The organism is Paenisporosarcina sp. TG20 (genome assembly GCF_000286315.1).
GTDB lineage: Bacteria > Bacillota > Bacilli > Bacillales_A > Planococcaceae > Paenisporosarcina.
The window spans coordinates 1-16235 of the sequence record NZ_ALJG01000277.1 but is presented as its reverse complement, the minus strand read 5'-3'; the positions used below and the strand labels follow the sequence as shown (position 1 = coordinate 16235).

General features: G+C 35.5%; 15 protein-coding genes and 1 pseudogene. 11 read left to right on the top strand and 5 right to left on the bottom strand.

What is annotated here, in order from left to right; translation table 11 throughout:
• Positions 1–217: pseudogene (locus B371_RS21550) on the bottom strand (chloroperoxidase); the annotation flags it as partial.
• A gap of 885 nt (positions 218–1102) precedes the next feature.
• The gene (gene rpsD / locus B371_RS0108620) at positions 1103–1705 is read right to left on the bottom strand and encodes a 30S ribosomal protein S4 (protein WP_019413909.1); all 603 of its coding nucleotides are present in this window, start codon (positions 1703–1705) and stop codon (positions 1103–1105) included.
• Positions 1706–2038: 333 nt separating this feature from the next.
• On the opposite strand from rpsD, the gene megL reads away from it, so the two are divergent.
• Positions 2039–3262, top strand: a complete 1224-nt coding sequence (megL, locus tag B371_RS0108615) for a methionine gamma-lyase (RefSeq protein WP_019413908.1) — start codon at positions 2039–2041, stop codon at positions 3260–3262.
• 50 nt (positions 3263–3312) lie between these two features.
• Here the strand turns inward: megL and B371_RS0108610 are convergent, their stop codons facing one another.
• Positions 3313–3792 (bottom strand): GAF domain-containing protein, encoded by a 480-nt coding sequence (locus B371_RS0108610; protein WP_019413907.1) that lies wholly within the window; start codon positions 3790–3792, stop codon positions 3313–3315.
• Between the two features lie 344 nt (positions 3793–4136).
• On the bottom strand, positions 4137–4934 hold the full coding sequence (hisJ, locus tag B371_RS0108605; protein WP_019413906.1) for a histidinol-phosphatase HisJ: 798 nt from the start codon (positions 4932–4934) through the stop codon (positions 4137–4139).
• A 149-nt stretch (positions 4935–5083) separates the two neighbouring features.
• Between hisJ and ezrA the strand changes: the two genes are divergently transcribed.
• The 5 genes from ezrA to rarD all read left to right on the top strand — a co-directional run bounded on the left by ezrA (position 5084) and on the right by rarD (position 10565).
• On the top strand, positions 5084–6784 hold the full coding sequence (gene ezrA / locus B371_RS0108600) for a septation ring formation regulator EzrA (protein ID WP_019413905.1): 1701 nt from the start codon (positions 5084–5086) through the stop codon (positions 6782–6784).
• 66 nt (positions 6785–6850) lie between these two features.
• Positions 6851–7984 carry a cysteine desulfurase family protein gene (locus B371_RS0108595; protein ID WP_019413904.1) on the top strand — a complete coding sequence of 378 codons (1134 nt, stop codon included), beginning with the start codon at positions 6851–6853 and terminating at the stop codon, positions 7982–7984.
• Positions 7985–7990: 6 nt separating this feature from the next.
• Complete coding sequence (gene thiI, locus B371_RS0108590; protein ID WP_019413903.1) at positions 7991–9193, top strand: tRNA uracil 4-sulfurtransferase ThiI; 1203 nt, start codon at positions 7991–7993, stop codon at positions 9191–9193.
• Positions 9194–9281: 88 nt separating this feature from the next.
• A complete protein-coding gene (locus tag B371_RS0108585; RefSeq protein ID WP_019413902.1) occupies positions 9282–9491 on the top strand; it encodes an alpha/beta-type small acid-soluble spore protein in 210 nt (69 codons plus the stop codon).
• Positions 9492–9635: 144 nt separating this feature from the next.
• Complete coding sequence (rarD, locus tag B371_RS0108580; RefSeq protein ID WP_019413901.1) at positions 9636–10565, top strand: EamA family transporter RarD; 930 nt, start codon at positions 9636–9638, stop codon at positions 10563–10565.
• 233 nt (positions 10566–10798) lie between these two features.
• Here rarD and B371_RS0108575 read toward each other — a convergent pair whose 3' ends face one another.
• A complete protein-coding gene (locus B371_RS0108575) occupies positions 10799–11596 on the bottom strand; it encodes an NAD kinase (protein WP_019413900.1) in 798 nt (265 codons plus the stop codon).
• 105 nt (positions 11597–11701) lie between these two features.
• Between B371_RS0108575 and sppA the strand changes: the two genes are divergently transcribed.
• From sppA to B371_RS0108550, 5 genes are all read left to right on the top strand, one after another.
• Complete coding sequence (gene sppA / locus B371_RS0108570) at positions 11702–12715, top strand: signal peptide peptidase SppA (RefSeq protein WP_019413899.1); 1014 nt, start codon at positions 11702–11704, stop codon at positions 12713–12715.
• A 12-nt stretch (positions 12716–12727) separates the two neighbouring features.
• Positions 12728–13309 carry an RDD family protein gene (locus B371_RS0108565; RefSeq protein ID WP_019413898.1) on the top strand — a complete coding sequence of 194 codons (582 nt, stop codon included), beginning with the start codon at positions 12728–12730 and terminating at the stop codon, positions 13307–13309.
• A gap of 36 nt (positions 13310–13345) precedes the next feature.
• The gene (gene tpx, locus B371_RS0108560) at positions 13346–13852 is read left to right on the top strand and encodes a thiol peroxidase (RefSeq protein ID WP_019413897.1); all 507 of its coding nucleotides are present in this window, start codon (positions 13346–13348) and stop codon (positions 13850–13852) included.
• A 95-nt stretch (positions 13853–13947) separates the two neighbouring features.
• The gene (locus B371_RS0108555; RefSeq protein WP_019413896.1) at positions 13948–14880 is read left to right on the top strand and encodes a class I SAM-dependent methyltransferase; all 933 of its coding nucleotides are present in this window, start codon (positions 13948–13950) and stop codon (positions 14878–14880) included.
• 62 nt (positions 14881–14942) lie between these two features.
• Positions 14943–16139 carry an acetate kinase gene (locus B371_RS0108550; protein ID WP_019413895.1) on the top strand — a complete coding sequence of 399 codons (1197 nt, stop codon included), beginning with the start codon at positions 14943–14945 and terminating at the stop codon, positions 16137–16139.
• Positions 16140–16235 lie beyond the last annotated feature (96 nt).

The following is a 16235-nucleotide window of genomic DNA, read 5'->3' as shown; positions in this document are numbered from 1 at the left end:
CACTCAAGCCGAAAGTCGGGTTATCAAAATCAATTCGGCTGGGATGTGTTATAGGCAGTCGCATTTTTCCACCATTTGGATCAAGGAAGTTTCCATCTTTATCTCGCTTAATATAAAAAAGGGGCCAAGATCCTGCCAATGGGGTGACTGAATCAATTGGTGGTTTCCTTTCTCCTGCATAAGAAATCTCGGACCAGCGTAAATAATTCTTACTCATTTTTTATCACCTCCAATTCTTCATAATATATAATATGAGAGATAAAAATTAAGTCTTGATTCATTTGGTTTGTAACATTTTTTGAAACAAACAAGAATGTCAGAGGCATCTTTTAACTTGCATTCCTCATACAAACAAGTTCATTTGTTTACTACCTTCAACTTAGGAAGTATTTAATGTTTGTAGAATTCTCTATAGAAAATACATATGTTAAGTTATAGTTGCATTTAGGAAACTTTTTTTCTATAAAGAAACAAGTTCAAGTTTTTTCTCACAATTATTATTAAAGGAGGTATTTTATGTTTGTAGAGTTTTTAAGAGAAAATGTAATTGCTTCTTATTCATTAACTGTATGGTTTTGGGTTACTTCTTTTTATGTTTGTAAAAATCTTAAGCGAAAGTGCATAAGGGAGGAGTTTATATGTTTGTGAAAGTTTAAGGGAAAATACATTTCCTTCTTATTCATCAACTGTATTTCGTGTATATCTTGGATTCTAATGGCTAATAGCAGGTTGGGGAAAAATTAGTGGTGGATTTGATGCAAGTGGTTTTGGAAGTATTTGTGAAAATAATCCAGCCGATTAATCGTGGTGTGAAATATTTTAGAAAAGGGATATAAAAACAGGGAATTAATCAGCATACTCATTGAAATTGTATCAATACGCGTCAAGTAAATCCAATAGAAAACACATAAAATAGAAAGTAACTCCCAAGAAATGCTTGTATAGAGCAGCTTCAAATTACCTACACATTTCTAAATATAGACCTTCATTTATAGTTATCGTAAGATGAATGGTTGATCCTACATTACAGAAAAAACCCCCAAAACCCTGTTTTATGAAGGTTTTGAAGGTTTCTTATAACATTATTTGCAGAGTAACGAGATTAACGTGAGTAGTACTCAACGATTAATGATTCGTTAATATCAGCAGATAATTCTCCGCGTTCAGGAAGTCTGATGAATGTTCCAACTTTTTTGTCTGCATCGAAAGATAAGTATTCAGGAACAAAGTTGCTTATTTCCATAGACTCATTAACGATATCAAGATTTTGAGATTTTTCACGAAGTGAAATCTCTTGTCCTGCTTTAAGACGGTAAGAAGGAATGTCAACGCGTTTTCCATCAACCATAACGTGACCGTGGTTTACTAATTGACGAGCTCCACGACGTGTGCGTGCTAAACCTAAACGGTAAACAATGTTATCAAGGCGAGTATCAAGAAGAATCATGAAGTTCTCACCAGATTTACCAGGCAATTTAGAAGCTTTATCAAATAGTGTACGGAATTGACGTTCATTTACACCATACATGTGACGAAGCTTTTGCTTCTCTTGTAATTGTAAACCGTATTCCGAGATTTTCTTACGTTGGTTTTGACCGTGTTGTCCTGGTGCATAAGGACGTTTTTCTAATTCTTTACCTGTGCCGCTTAGTGATAGACCAAGACGACGAGACAGTTTCCATGCTGGACCTGTATAACGAGACATGTGAATGTCCTCCTTTTAGTGGTTTTATTTTGTTGTAAAATAAGACCAGATGTACCAATCAAACTGACATTTTATTTTCATGTACCTTCGCCCTCGCAGCCCAAGGGTTACACGATACCCCATCCAAAATCATTGGAGGAATAAAATGAAACAAATAAGACCATACAACTGCTGCTTTTATTTTACACATCCTTCATTGTATCGACTTAAACACTACGTGTCAAGATGAACACATGAGAAATTGAAAAAAGGGGAGTTTTACCTTTCTAATAAACAATGAATAGAGTAATATAGAAGTGAATGAAAGCGATTACATGGAAGTGAGGGCTTAATATGGAGAATAAATATAGTAAAAAAGAAACTGTAGTTGTTCATAAAGGATATGACTCTTCACAGCATCATGGAAGTTTATCTATTCCGTTATATCAAACCTCTACATTTGCTTTTGACACTGCTGAACAAGGAGAACGACGTTTTGCCGGAGAAGAATCAGGTAATATCTATTCCCGACTTGGAAATCCGACTGTTCGAGTCTTAGAGGAGCGTATTGCAGAACTTGAAAATGGGCAAAGTGCCCTAGCGTTTGGGTCAGGGATGGCTGCGGTTAGTGCGATTCTTATTCATTTGACCAAAACAGGAGATCATATACTTTGTTCTAGAGGTATCTACGGCTGTACATTTGGTTTACTTGAAATGATGCAAGAAAAGTACAACATCACTCATAGTTTTAACGCCATGTCAACTGAACAAGAGATGGAGGCATCAATCCGACCTGAAACAGTCTGTATATATGTAGAAACACCAATTAACCCTACAATGGAAATTGTGGATTTAGAACTTGTTTATAAAGTTGCCCAAAAACATGGATTGAAAATTATTGTAGATAATACATTTTCTTCACCATATCTACAGAATCCACTAGACTTTGGCGCTGATTATGTATTGCACAGCGCAACAAAGTATATAAATGGTCATGGTGATGTGGTTGCTGGTTTATTAGTAGGTCAAGATGCGGAGGATATGATGAATCTTCGTATGACCGTTCAAAAAGATGTCGGTGGAATCATGTCACCATTTGATGCGTGGTTGATTATAAGAGGAATGAAAACCCTGCATGTCCGAATGGATCGACATTCCGAAAATGCTCAAAAACTTGTGACATATCTACAATCTTCATCACTGGTAAAGAATATTTTCTATCCATTTGATCCATCACACCCCCAATATGAAATTGCCAAAAAACAAATGAAAGCAGGTGGGGGACTTATTTCATTTGAAATCCAAGGCGGTAAAGAAATGGCACAATATTTTATGAATGCTCTGCAACTAATCAAAATTGCAGTTAGTTTGGGTGATGCTGAAACACTCATTCAACATCCTGCATCAATGACACATTCTGTAATTCCTGAATCAGAACGTGAAAAAATGGGAATTACAAATTCTTTGCTTCGTTTATCTTCAGGACTTGAACATCCGGATGATTTAATAGCAGATTTAAAACAAGCGTTTACAAAAGTAGAAACACACTTTGCAAAGACCATGTATAAAAATATTTAGATAGCTAATATAAAAAAAGACAAGGCGGTTAAGTAAACCACCTTGTCTTTTTAAATGTGTTTTAATAATGTAGAAACAAAATGCTCTAGACCTAATTTGTCCTCTTCTTGGAAACGGTCTTTTTCAGGACTATCAATATCAAGTACTCCAATAACAACACCATTTTTGATTAAAGGCACGACAATTTCAGATTGAGAAGCAGCATCACATGCGATATGGCCAGGAAAAGCATGTACATCCGGCACAATCAATGTTTCTTTTTTCTCAACAGCTGATCCACAAACACCTCGGCCTACAGGAATTCGCACACAAGCTGGCAATCCTTGAAAAGGTCCTAAAACAAGTTCTTTTTCATCCATCATATAAAATCCTACCCAATTAATACGATCAAAAAATTGATTTAATAAGGAGGATGCATTGCTTAAATTGGCCATCACATTTGGCTCGCCTGCTAATAAAGCATCCAATTGTTTTGCTAACAATTCATATTGTTGTTGAGTATTCCCAGCATAAGTTGATTTTGCAAACATGATGTCACCTCGTATTTTTTTGAAACTTGAGTCAATTTCATAACTCTTCAATTCGATAATAAACACGAACACTTAATTGGTTTTTATACTAATTATCCGTTAATTTTAGACAGGTATCTTTTGATTGTAGCGCAATGCGGCGACTCCAGTGGGAACAGCACGAGCTGAAAGCCCCGCAGGAACAGCAGATGGAACGAAGACTAAGAACGCCACGTAGTGTGGCAACGTCTTCGTGACCAACATCCTGTTGGCCCGAAGCCGTGCCCCACGGAAAGCGTCCGCATGGAGCGGAAATCAACTTTGTTCTGATATTGTTACTAAATTTTTTTATGAAATTGACTCACTTATGAATTATTATAAACTTGCTTATAATATTGATGCAAGTCTTCTGCTCTGTGTGCATCCGATCCAAAAACAAGTGGAATACCCATTTCTTTTGCTAGTGTAATATAAGCTTGAGGTGGATAAGGTTCTAAGCAATATTGTTTGGCTAGACCGGCACTATTAACATCAAGTTCATAGTTATATTCTTTCATTAGTTGCAACGTCTTAACTATCATTTCGTGATCATCCACTAATGTATCATGTGCATATCGAAATTTATGGATTAACGATGGATGGCCAATTCGTTTTGGTTTAAAGGCCCCGAGTTCGGCTGAAATTGAATTTTGAACTGTTTTATAATAAAGAGAGTATACGTTTTCAATAGAGCCGAGTTGCTCAGCAAAATCTAAAAATACATGAGATGAGAAATCAATGCATGTATAACTTTTTTCATTAAGCAGGAAATGTACAGATAAAATTGAATCATCTAATGTAGGACCAATATCATTTAATAATTGAGTGATCTCTTTTTCATAGCCTTCAATAAAATCAAATTCCAACCCAATTTTAATCGTGATATCTTTGGCATACATTTTTTTAAGTTTCTGCAATTCAAAAATATAAGGCTCGAGAGAATTTCGATTTAAAAAACTATCTTGAGTTGGAACTGAATCAATAAATCCATGTGGTGCAGGGGCATGTTCAGTAAACGAAATATCGGTAAAACCGTTTTGTATTGCTTTTTCTATGTATAATTCAAACGAATCCTTCGTGCCATGTGGACAATAAGGACTGTGAATATGAGCATCTCTTTTCATAAATAACAAACTCCTTCATTGTATAAATAAACATTTTACATAAATTCAGCAAAATTCTTCTATTTTCGTCAACATATTTAAATTGTTTCATGGTAAGATTACATATAGAGTGGAATAGAACTGTGATTTTTGGAACAAGGGGGCTTACGATGAAGTATATCATCATTGCAATCATCGTACTAATTGTATTACTAGTACTCGGATATATGGTCCGTCGAAAACATACTAATGAAATTGAAAGACTAGAAAATGAAAAACATCAAATTCAAAACAAACCTATATTAGAAGAAATGACGAAGGTAAAACAACTCAACATGAATGGACAAACTGAAGAAATGTTCGAGAGTTGGCGTAACAGTTGGACACAAGTTATGGATGTCCATATGCCTAAAATAGATTCTTTACTTTTTGATGCAGAAGATTGTATAGATAAGTTTCGATTTAAACAGGCTAAAGCAATAGAACAAGAAATTCAAATACGCATTAAAGAAACTGACGAACAAATGTCGCTTATTTTGGTAGAGCTTGATCGATTAATAGGTAGTGAAGAAAAAAACCGTATTGAAATGGATCAGTTAAAAGAACAGTACCGTGCAGCTCGTAAGACATTACTTGCTCATCTTCACTCATATGGAGCAACTGCTGGGCCACTTGAGAAAAAGTTAGAACAATTTATCCCGAAATTCGATGAATATGACCAGTTAACTGATGATGGAAACTATTTACAAGCACGTGAAATTGTAATCGGACTAAATGAAGATGCTTTGTATGTATTTGCATTGTTAAGCGATATTCCTTCTTTATTAACAGATGTTCAAAATAAGATTCCAGCTAGCATTTACGATTTGCGTAATGGACAACGGGAAATGGAAGAGAAATCGTATTATCTGGAACATCTTGAAATGACAGAACAATTGAATGTTATGGAAGAAGAACTGGTAATTATGAAGGAATCCATTATTCAGCTTGAAATTACAAACGTCAAAACACAAGTCGAAGAAATGAAAGATAAAATTGAAATGTTTTATGACATGTTGGAAAAAGAAGTAATGGCTAAACGGTTTGTTGATCATAAACGTCAGCCTACTGAACTTCGGTTGGTAGAGGTTACTAGTATCACTCGTCAAACTAGTGATGAAGCTGCACATGTACAACAAAGCTATCGTATATCTGAAAAAGAAGCAGAAATTCCTCTAGTGTGTCTAAAACAAATCGAAACCTTACAAAAACGTTACGATTTACTTGCACAACGTGCCAGTGAAGATCAACTAGCCTATTCAAGTTTACAAGAAGAACTTACACTAATTTCAACTGATTTAGAAGTCCTGTATGAGGAACAAAATCAATTTTCTAATAACTTAAAGAGTTTACGTATCGATGAAAATCGTGCACGGGCAAAATTAGATGAATTAAAGAGGTTATTGCATAAAACAGATCGTATGTTACAAAAAGCCAATACACCTGGTATTCCTGAAGAAATGGATGTTCGCTTAGAAGAGGCAGAAGAACATATTTATTTAGTTATGCAAAGCTTGCAAGAAGTACCTCTTAACATGAAATTGGTGGATACATATTTAGCCAAAACCGATAAATGTATTCAAGAAGTACATACAAAATCAAAAGAAATGCTCGAAAACGTCTTATTGATTGAACGTATTATCCAATATGGAAATCGATACCGAGCTAGTCATCCCCACATTAGTAAACGTTTGGACGAAGCGGAAGTAGCATTCCGTCAACTACGTTATAGTAAGGCTCTAGAAGATGCAGCAATAGCTGTTGAAGAAATAGAACCAGGAGCGATGAAACGAATCGAAGTACTTGTAAAAGAGGATATATGGCGTTCATAATAAGGGCAATTGAAACCACCACACAAAACGTGCTGGTGGTTTTCTAATAAAAAGGAGTACAATTTAGTGGATTATTTCGATCATAGTGCTACTACAAAACCACATAAAGAAGTTCTTGATACATTTGTTAAGGTGAATCAAGAATTTTATGCGAATCCTGCATCACTTCATGAATTAGGAGTGGATGCAAACACACTTTTATCACGTGCAAGAAAGCAAGTAGCTGAAATGCTTACTACTGATGAACAAAAAGTTATTTTCACATCGGGTGGAACAGAATCAAATCATTTGGCTATTCATGGACTTGCCAAAAATTTGCAAGGTCGTGGCAAACATATTATTACATCCAATATAGAACATCCTTCAGTGTTAGAAACGATGAAACAATTGGAGAGACTAGGATTTGAAGTTGACATTTTGCCCGTCAATAAAAAAGGTTTGATTTCAGTTGATGATGTTACATCAAGTTTACGTAAGGACACGATTCTAGTCAGTATTATGCATATTAATAATGAATTAGGTTGCATTCAACCAATTCAAGATCTAGCTAATACCATTCACCTCAATAGTCGTGCTATGTTCCATGTTGATGCTGTTCAAAGTTTTGGAAAATATCCAGTGTCATTTCCTGCTTTAGGTGCTGATGTATTGACGTTATCTGGTCATAAATTTAATGGTTTAAAGGGAACTGGAATTGTCGCTTGGAAAGGGAATGTATCATTTGAACCGACAATTGTTGGTGGTGGTCAGGAGTTTGGGTTGAGAAGTGGGACAGTACCTGTAGCGCAGGCTGTGGCGTTTTCAAAAGCCATGAGACTTGCTTTTGAAAACCAATCCAACATGCATTCAAAGTATGTTCAATGGAATACGAAGTTGAGAAGTTTTATGAAAGAATTTAAAGATGTTCTAATCTTGTCATCTGAAGAAGCAGCAGTCCATATTTTAACAGTTAGTGTTCGCCATTTAAAAGGCGAGGTATTAGTAAATGCTTTACAAGAAAAAGGAATCATTGTATCAACTTCAAGTGCATGTTCCTCAAAACAAACAAAAATTAGCCATGTAATAGAAGCAATTGGTTTATCTGATGATTATTCTAAAGGTGTCATTAGAATTAGTTTAGGGACAAGTAATACGGATCAACAGATTGACAACTTCATGAAACAATTTTCAGCAGTTATGAAACAAGTAAAAGGAGAATAAATCAAAATGGAATGGAAAGAAATATTAGTACGTTATGGTGAATTATCTACAAAAGGAAGAAATAGAAATGCATTTACTGGTCGTCTTCGTGACAATATAAAGTATGCATTCGCTGATTTACCTAAATTTCAAATTATTACCGAGCGCGATCGTATGTTCATTAGACCCAATGAAAAAGAGACTATGGATCAGATTATCGATCGATTGCCGCGTATTTTTGGAATTCAATCTTTTAGTCCTGTAGCATCTTGCAGTTTAGAGCTAGAAGACATTAGAGAAACCGCACTAAAAGTAATGAAATCACTTGATCGGGCAGACAAGACATTTAAAGTAACGGTAAAGCGCTCATACAAACCATTTGAAATGAGCACAAATGAACTACAAGAATATGTTGGCTCTTATGTGTTAAGTTCATTCCCGGAAATTAAAGTTCAAATGAAGAAACCAGATATTGATTTACGTATAGAAGTAAGAAGAGAAGCTGTTTATATGACAGCTCAAATCATACCTGGTGCTGGCGGATTACCAATTGGCTCAAATGGCAAATCACTTCTTATGTTATCCGGGGGAATCGATAGTCCTGTTGCAGGATATCAAATGTTGAAACGTGGTGTTAGATTGGATGCCATTCATTTTTATAGCCCTCCATTCACAAGCGAACTTTCAAAGGAAAAAGTGATGGATTTGTCTGATAAACTAAGTAGATTTGGTGCATCAGTTAAATTGCACATAATCCCATTCACTGCAATTCAACAAGAAATTCAAAAACAAATTCCTGATAATGTATCAATGACGACAACTCGCAGAATGATGTTAAGAATTGCTGATTTAGTTAGAGAAGAAACAAAAGCTCTTGCTATTATTACAGGTGAAAGTCTAGGACAAGTAGCTAGCCAAACGTTAGAAAGCTTGACTGCAATTAATGCAGTAACGAATACGCCGGTATTACGTCCACTCATTTCATATGACAAGTTAGATATTATTGAATTTGCTCAGGAAATTGATACATACGAGGTTTCAATTCGCCCGTATGAAGATTGTTGTACGATTTTTACATCATCGAGTCCTAAAACAAAACCCAAGCTTGAAAAAGTTGAGTTTTATGAGAGTTTTAAAACTTTCGATGAAATGATTACGCAAGCAGTTAATGAACGTGAAGTAATGATGTTCCCTAAAAAGAAAGAAGATAAGTTCGTTGATTTTTTATAAAAAAAATTTCCATGAATTACATTTAAATTTGAATGCATGAATTTTCCGTGTCGGCACATTCTATAGTCAACAAGGAGGTGACACAGACATGGCAAATCAAAGTTCAAATAACAATCAACTAGTAGTTCCTGGTGTAAGACAAGCTTTAGATCAAATGAAGTATGAAATTGCACAAGAGTTTGGTGTGAATCTTGGACCTGATGCTACATCGCGTGCTAACGGTTCCGTTGGCGGAGAAATTACTAAGCGACTAGTGCAGATGGCAGAGCAACAATTAAATGGTGGGAACAGACAATAAATAGTTTTTTATAAAAACCGGTAGCGAAAGCTGCCGGTTTTCCCTTTTTTATTAAAGGTAGAAATAAACAATGCCATTTACTTTCGAATTAAAGGGCTCTATAATAAGTTGTATTTCAGGAGTCAACTTAAATGAGGTGAAAGAATGGAAGATAAAGAACGTCAAGGAGTGATTTGGGCTGTTAGTGCATACTTAATGTGGGGTGTTTTACCAGTATATTGGAAATTTTTAGGGCATGTTCCAAGTAGTGAAATATTAACTAGTCGAGTAATTTGGGCATTTCTATTTACTTTGCTTATTGTAGTATTCATGAAGAAAAGTAAGCTTTTACTATCAGATATTCACGCTTTATGGAAAAATAAAAAAGCTTTTTGGAGTTTATTTTTGGCAGCGGGATTAGTATCAGTCAATTGGTTATTATTTATTTGGGCTGTAAATAACAATCATTTAGTACAAACAAGTTTAGGATATTACATAAATCCATTACTTTCAGTCTTACTTGGTATTTTTTTCTTAAAGGAGCATCTAACCCCTGCTCAAAAACTTTCTTTTGTATTAGCGGCAATTGGTGTTATTATTTTAACTATTTCTTATGGTCAGTTCCCATGGCTTTCTTTTGCACTTGCAATCAGTTTTGCTGTATATGGCCTACTGAAAAAAACCATTGTGTTAGATGCACTTCGTGGGTTAACCATTGAAACACTATTTATTGTGCCATTTGCGTTTATTTACTATATTTATTTATTTGTAACAAATCGTGCAATCTTTTTTCATGATACAACCCAAACGGATCTTTTATTAGTATTAACAGGTGTAGCAACAGCAGTTCCACTATTTCTTTTTGCAAATGGGGCACAAAGAATTCCATTATATATGATTGGATTTTTACAATATATTGCACCTACAAGTATGTTGTTTTTAGGTGTTGTCATCTATGGAGAAACATTCAATGCTATAGATTTATTATCATTTTCAATAATTTGGCTAGCACTAATTTTATTTACCGTATCTAAAGTAATGGAAGTTAGAGGAAAAAAGATCAATTTAGAAAAACTGAAGCTTTTGCAGAAATAGAGTATATTATGCTCTGAACACCAAGTTCACAATCGCCATCATATCAAGATGGAAGAAATGCGAATTGTTCAGCCTTCATCATACCAGTAACTGTGATGAGCTAGACTGGTCTAATATGCTCTAGCTCCGAAACCCAGATCACGGCCCCTTCATGGGATCAGATAGGCGGATTGTTCGCCTTTCATCCTTTCAGCGCAGGTGACGAGCTAGAATGGCCTACTACGCTTTTCGTTTCATAAATAAGTTCGTTTTACTTTTTCCCAAAAAGAATTATTTTTTAATTTTACGGTTTTGATGTGAGTACTTAACGTAATATAGACGGTATCTACGTGTTGTATGCTTAATGATTCATTGTCCATTCCCATCGTTGGAAAGTCATTTCCATCTTTATTTAAGCGTAATGTTAATTGACGTTGACCACTTAAAATGAATGAAGAGCCAAGTGTACGGTATTGGTTGTTATTAACAGATGCGAGTTCAGATACTTGGAAACAAGGAAGTAGAGGATCAACAACAGCGCCGTTTACCGATTTATTATAAGCCGTACTTCCGGTAGGAGTTGAAATAATCATGCCATCTCCCCGGAATGTTTCAAAATGCAAACCATCAATTATCACTTCTAATACGAATGTTTTAATGATATTTGAACGAATACTGAATTCATTTAAGCAATAAAAAGGTGGATTATCATCGACTATTACTTGTATGATAGGGTAGCGACGGACTTCGATTTGTGAATGTTGTACGGCTTTTACAATAGATTCCATGTCATGAAAATGGAAATCACAATACATACTAAGTGAACCTGTAGTAGAAATGCCAACGTATAAACAATCTTGACGGAAATTCGACTTTCGTATTGCTTGAAGAAATGTTCCATCATCACCAAGACTAATGATTATGTTTGCATTTTTGTCATCGTCAACCGCGATAAACCCATATTTTAAGATTATTTCTTTTAGAGTCAGTTTTTTCTGCAAAGAACTTTCATCATGTTTAGTGTAAATGAATATATTCGTACGTTCGGACAATATTGACACAACCCTTCTGTGAATACTTGTCGTTATTTTAGCATGTACTAAAACATATGGGAATTTTATCGTTTACGTTTAGATTAATTAAGGAGGAACTTCGAAATGAATACAAAACGTTGGATTGCATTAGGTGCTGCCGTATTATTGTTTGGATTATCTATCGTGATTAATATGGCCTCTTTTGCGTTAAGCAACAACTTTACATCAGCATTTGAAGAAATCATATCTTTACCAGAAAATGGTTACAACGAAACCGTACTGGAATTGGGAGATTCTGAAGAACGAATTGCCATTTTAACGGTTGATGGAGTGATTCAAAATACAGGTGGGGCTGCCTCGTTTTTTGGACCAGTAGGCTATGATCACCAGTTTTTCATGGATCAATTACAAATGATTAAAGAAGACAATACGATTAAAGCAGTTGTTTTACAAGTAAATTCACCAGGTGGTGGAGTTGTAGAATCAGCACAAATTTACGATAAGATAATAGAAATTCAAGAAGAAGCAAACAAGCCATTTTATGTATCAATGGGTAGTATGGCTGCTTCAGGAGGCTACTATATTTCAGCACCTGCAGATAAGATTTTTCTGAATAAAGAAACATTGACAGGCTCAATTGGCGTTATTATGGAAAGTGTCAATTATGGAGAACTTGCTGAAGAGTATGGAGTGGATTTCGTTACTATTAAAACTGGTCCATATAAAGACATAATGAGTCCAACCCGTGAGATGACAGAAGATGAACGAGAGATGTTACAAGAGATGATAAATGATTCATATGAAACTTTTGTTGACATTATTGTAGAAGGACGTGGCATGACAGAGGCTGAGGTTAAAGCTGTTGCTGACGGTCGGATTATGAATGGACGTCAGGCTATTGAAGCGGGGCTTGCAGATCACTTTGGATACCTAGATGATGTTATTGCTGCAGTTCGTACAGACTTTGATTTAGCAGGTGCTGAGGTAATAGAATATGGGCATTCACAAAACTTAACTAGCCTATTTTCAATGAAAACACAATCATTATTTGGTGGGGACTTAGAGTCACAATTAATTGGTCGTTTACTTTCTGACTATAATGCTCCTCGTATGATGTACTTATACGGTGAGAAGTGAGGAGGAACTAATTTGACTGATCGACATGATACCGTTGAACCTGAATCGCCAATAGATACGGCATTACAAACTCCTACAAAGAAATCACCTAATAAGTTTGAAACAGAGCAATTCACTCAAAAACCTGCAGGATTTTGGATTCGTTTCTGGGCATATTTAATTGATATACTGGTTATTTCTTCAATTTCTTCAATCATAGTTTATCCACTATTTCGCATCTTTGGATGGGATGTGGAAGGGACGACTTGGTATGCACCCATAGGCTTTATAACTGGAATCCTATTTTATGCATATTTCGTACTTATGACAAAGTTTTTAAATCAAACTGTTGGGAAAATGATTTTTGGATTACAAGTCATTTCATTAAAAAATGATACAGCGTCATGGGTCACAATCTTATTTCGTGAATGGATTGGCCGGTTTTTCTCAGCAACTATATGGCCATTATATTGGGTGATTGGTTTCACTCCTAAAAAACAAGGGCTACATGATTTTATCGCAGATACCATGGTAATTCATGAGCATGCTTATGAAAAGAAAATTATTCCATCTTATAAACAAGTTTCCGAATCAAGTGAGTTGCAACAGCCTTGATCATTTTAGTAAGATAAGGAAAAGGGAGGCGTTATAATGGCACAAATAACATTTAAGAACAATCCAATGACATTAATCGGTAATGAAGTAAAAGTTGGTGACACTGCGCCAGACTTTACAGTATTAGCTAACGACTTAAGCCCGGTAACATTACAAGATTCAAAAGGAAAGATAAGATTATTTAGTGTGGTACCTTCATTAGATACAGGTACATGTGACGCTCAAACTCGTAAATTCAACGAAAGTGCTGCTGAACTTGGAGATGATGTTGTAATCTTAACAGTTTCAAATGATTTGCCATTCGCACAAAAACGTTGGTGTGCAGCTGCTGGCATTGATGCAGTACAGACACTATCGGATCATCGTGATTTATCATTTGGTGAAGCATATGGAGTAGCTATTAAAGAATTACGTTTACTTGCTCGTGCTGTTTTTGTAGTTGATAGCAATGATAAAGTGACATATGTAGAGTATGTTTCGGAAGCAACAGAACACCCAGATTATGAAAAAGCAATTGAAGCTGTAAAAGTAGCAAAAAAATAATCACAGAAACCCACTCGATTTTGGAGTGGGTTTCCCATTTAAAATGCGTGTTCAAATTCTAAAACATTTTGAACCACCTCTTAAAGGAGAGCTTTATGGACAGTTCAATGGAAAAATTATTCGTATTTATTGATGGACATGCAAAAAAAATGCAAGTGGCTGAAAATCTCACATATATTGAAGGCGTATTAGAAACGACAGAAATGTGGTTAGATGGAGATGTTAAACCTGACATCCAAAACTTACAAAATGAAGATATCCGAAAAGCGATACAACTTGCAATATTAAAGGGTATGAAAGAACATGTCCAAGCACATCATCAAATGACGCCAGATTCACTAGGCCTACTTGTAGGTTATTTCGTTGACCAATTAACGAAGGATAAACAACAATTTTCAATCTTAGATCCTGCTGTTGGAACTGGTAACTTATTATTTACTGTTTTAAACTTTTTACCTGGGAAAGCTACTTCTTCTTCAGCTGTCGAAATCGATGATATGCTAATAAGACTCGCAGCGTCTACAGGCGACTTATTACAACAACCAGTGACTCTTTACCGACAAGATGCTTTGCAACCATTACTTATAGATCCAGTCGATGTTGTCATTAGCGATTTACCAGTGGGACATTACCCAGATGATAAAACGGCCTCTGGATACGAGTTAAAAGCAAAAGAGGGCTTGTCGTTCGCTCACCATCTAATGATTGAGCAGTCAATGCGTCATACAGTTAAAGGGGGATATTTAATATTCTTGGTACCTCAAGGGATATTTGAATCTCAGCAAGCAAAAGAACTTCATACTTATTTTTCTAATCACGCATGGATTCAAGCTGTTATTCAATTACCAGTAAACTTATTTAAAAGTGAAAGTCATGCTAAAAGTATTTTAATCCTACAAAAAAAATCAAGTGAACTTAAACAACCAAAAGAAGTATTACTAGCAAAAGTTCCTAATATGTCAAATAAGCATGCCATGTCTCTATTTTTTGAAAAAGTAAATATATGGCGTCAAGAAAATATGAATTGAAAGTTGTTCGCCTCTTTTTTCACCTGTACAATAACTGTATAGATGGAGAAGGGGCGTTTTTTATGGTCAATATATTGGCAATCAATGCAGGAAGTTCTTCTTTAAAGTTTCAACTTTTGAAAATGCCGGAAGAGGCTGTCATTTCAAAAGGTTTAATTGAGCGAATTGGGTTAAAAGAACCCGTCTTTTCTATGACGACAAACGGAGAAAAAGCAGTACTAGTTGAAAAAATCACCAATCATCAAGAAGCTGTTCAAAAACTCCTGTATCATCTAGTTGAACAAAAAGCAGTCACTTCTCTTAACGACATTGATGGCATCGGGCATCGAGTAGTTCATGGTGGTGAACAATATAGTGATTCGGTATTAATTGATGATGAATCACTTAAAGTATTTGAAAAACTTTCTGATTTAGCACCACTTCATAATCCTGCTAATATTACGGGAATCAAAGAATTTCAAAAAGCTTTACCAAATGTTCCATCTGTCGCAGTATTCGATACGGCATTTCATCAAACGATGCCCGAAAGTTCGTTTTTGTATTCAATTCCATATGAATACTATAAAAAATATGGTATTCGAAAATATGGATTTCACGGTACTTCGCATAAGTATGTAACAGGACGAGCAGCCGAGTTACTAAATCGTCCATTAGACAAGATTCGTTTGATATCTTGTCACCTTGGAAACGGTGCTAGCATCGCCGCAATTGATGGGGGTCATTCGATTGATACATCGATGGGATTCACACCTTTAGCTGGGGTTACAATGGGCACACGGTCAGGCAATTTAGATCCAGCACTTATTCCATTTTTAATGGAAAAGACTAATAAAAGTGCGGAAGAAGTATTGGATATTTTAAATAAAAAATCCGGGATGTTAGGAGTTTCTGGATTTTCAAGTGATTTACGTGACATTGAAGTGGAAGTATTAAAAGGAAATACTAGAGCTCAACTTGCTCTTGATGTTTTTGCTAATCGTATTCACAAATATATAGGCTCGTACGCAGCGCGGATGAATGGGGTTGATGCCATTATTTTCACTGCTGGCATAGGAGAGAACAGTGACGTAATTCGTGCCAAAGTCTTAGAGGGTCTTCAGTTTATGGGGGTCTACATGGATCCAGACCTAAATAAAGTTCGTGGTAAAGAAGCGTTTATCACCTATCCGCATTCACCTGTGAAAGTAATGGTCATTCCAACGAATGAAGAAGTAATCATTGCGAGAGATACTGTACGATTAGCGATGAATGGTGATTGAAGTGGGCTGTCTGTAGTAACTTTCATTTTTTCAAGATTAAACGATTTAGTAATTGCTTTTGTATTTTTATAGAGAATAGATTGTAGTGAAAGGCGG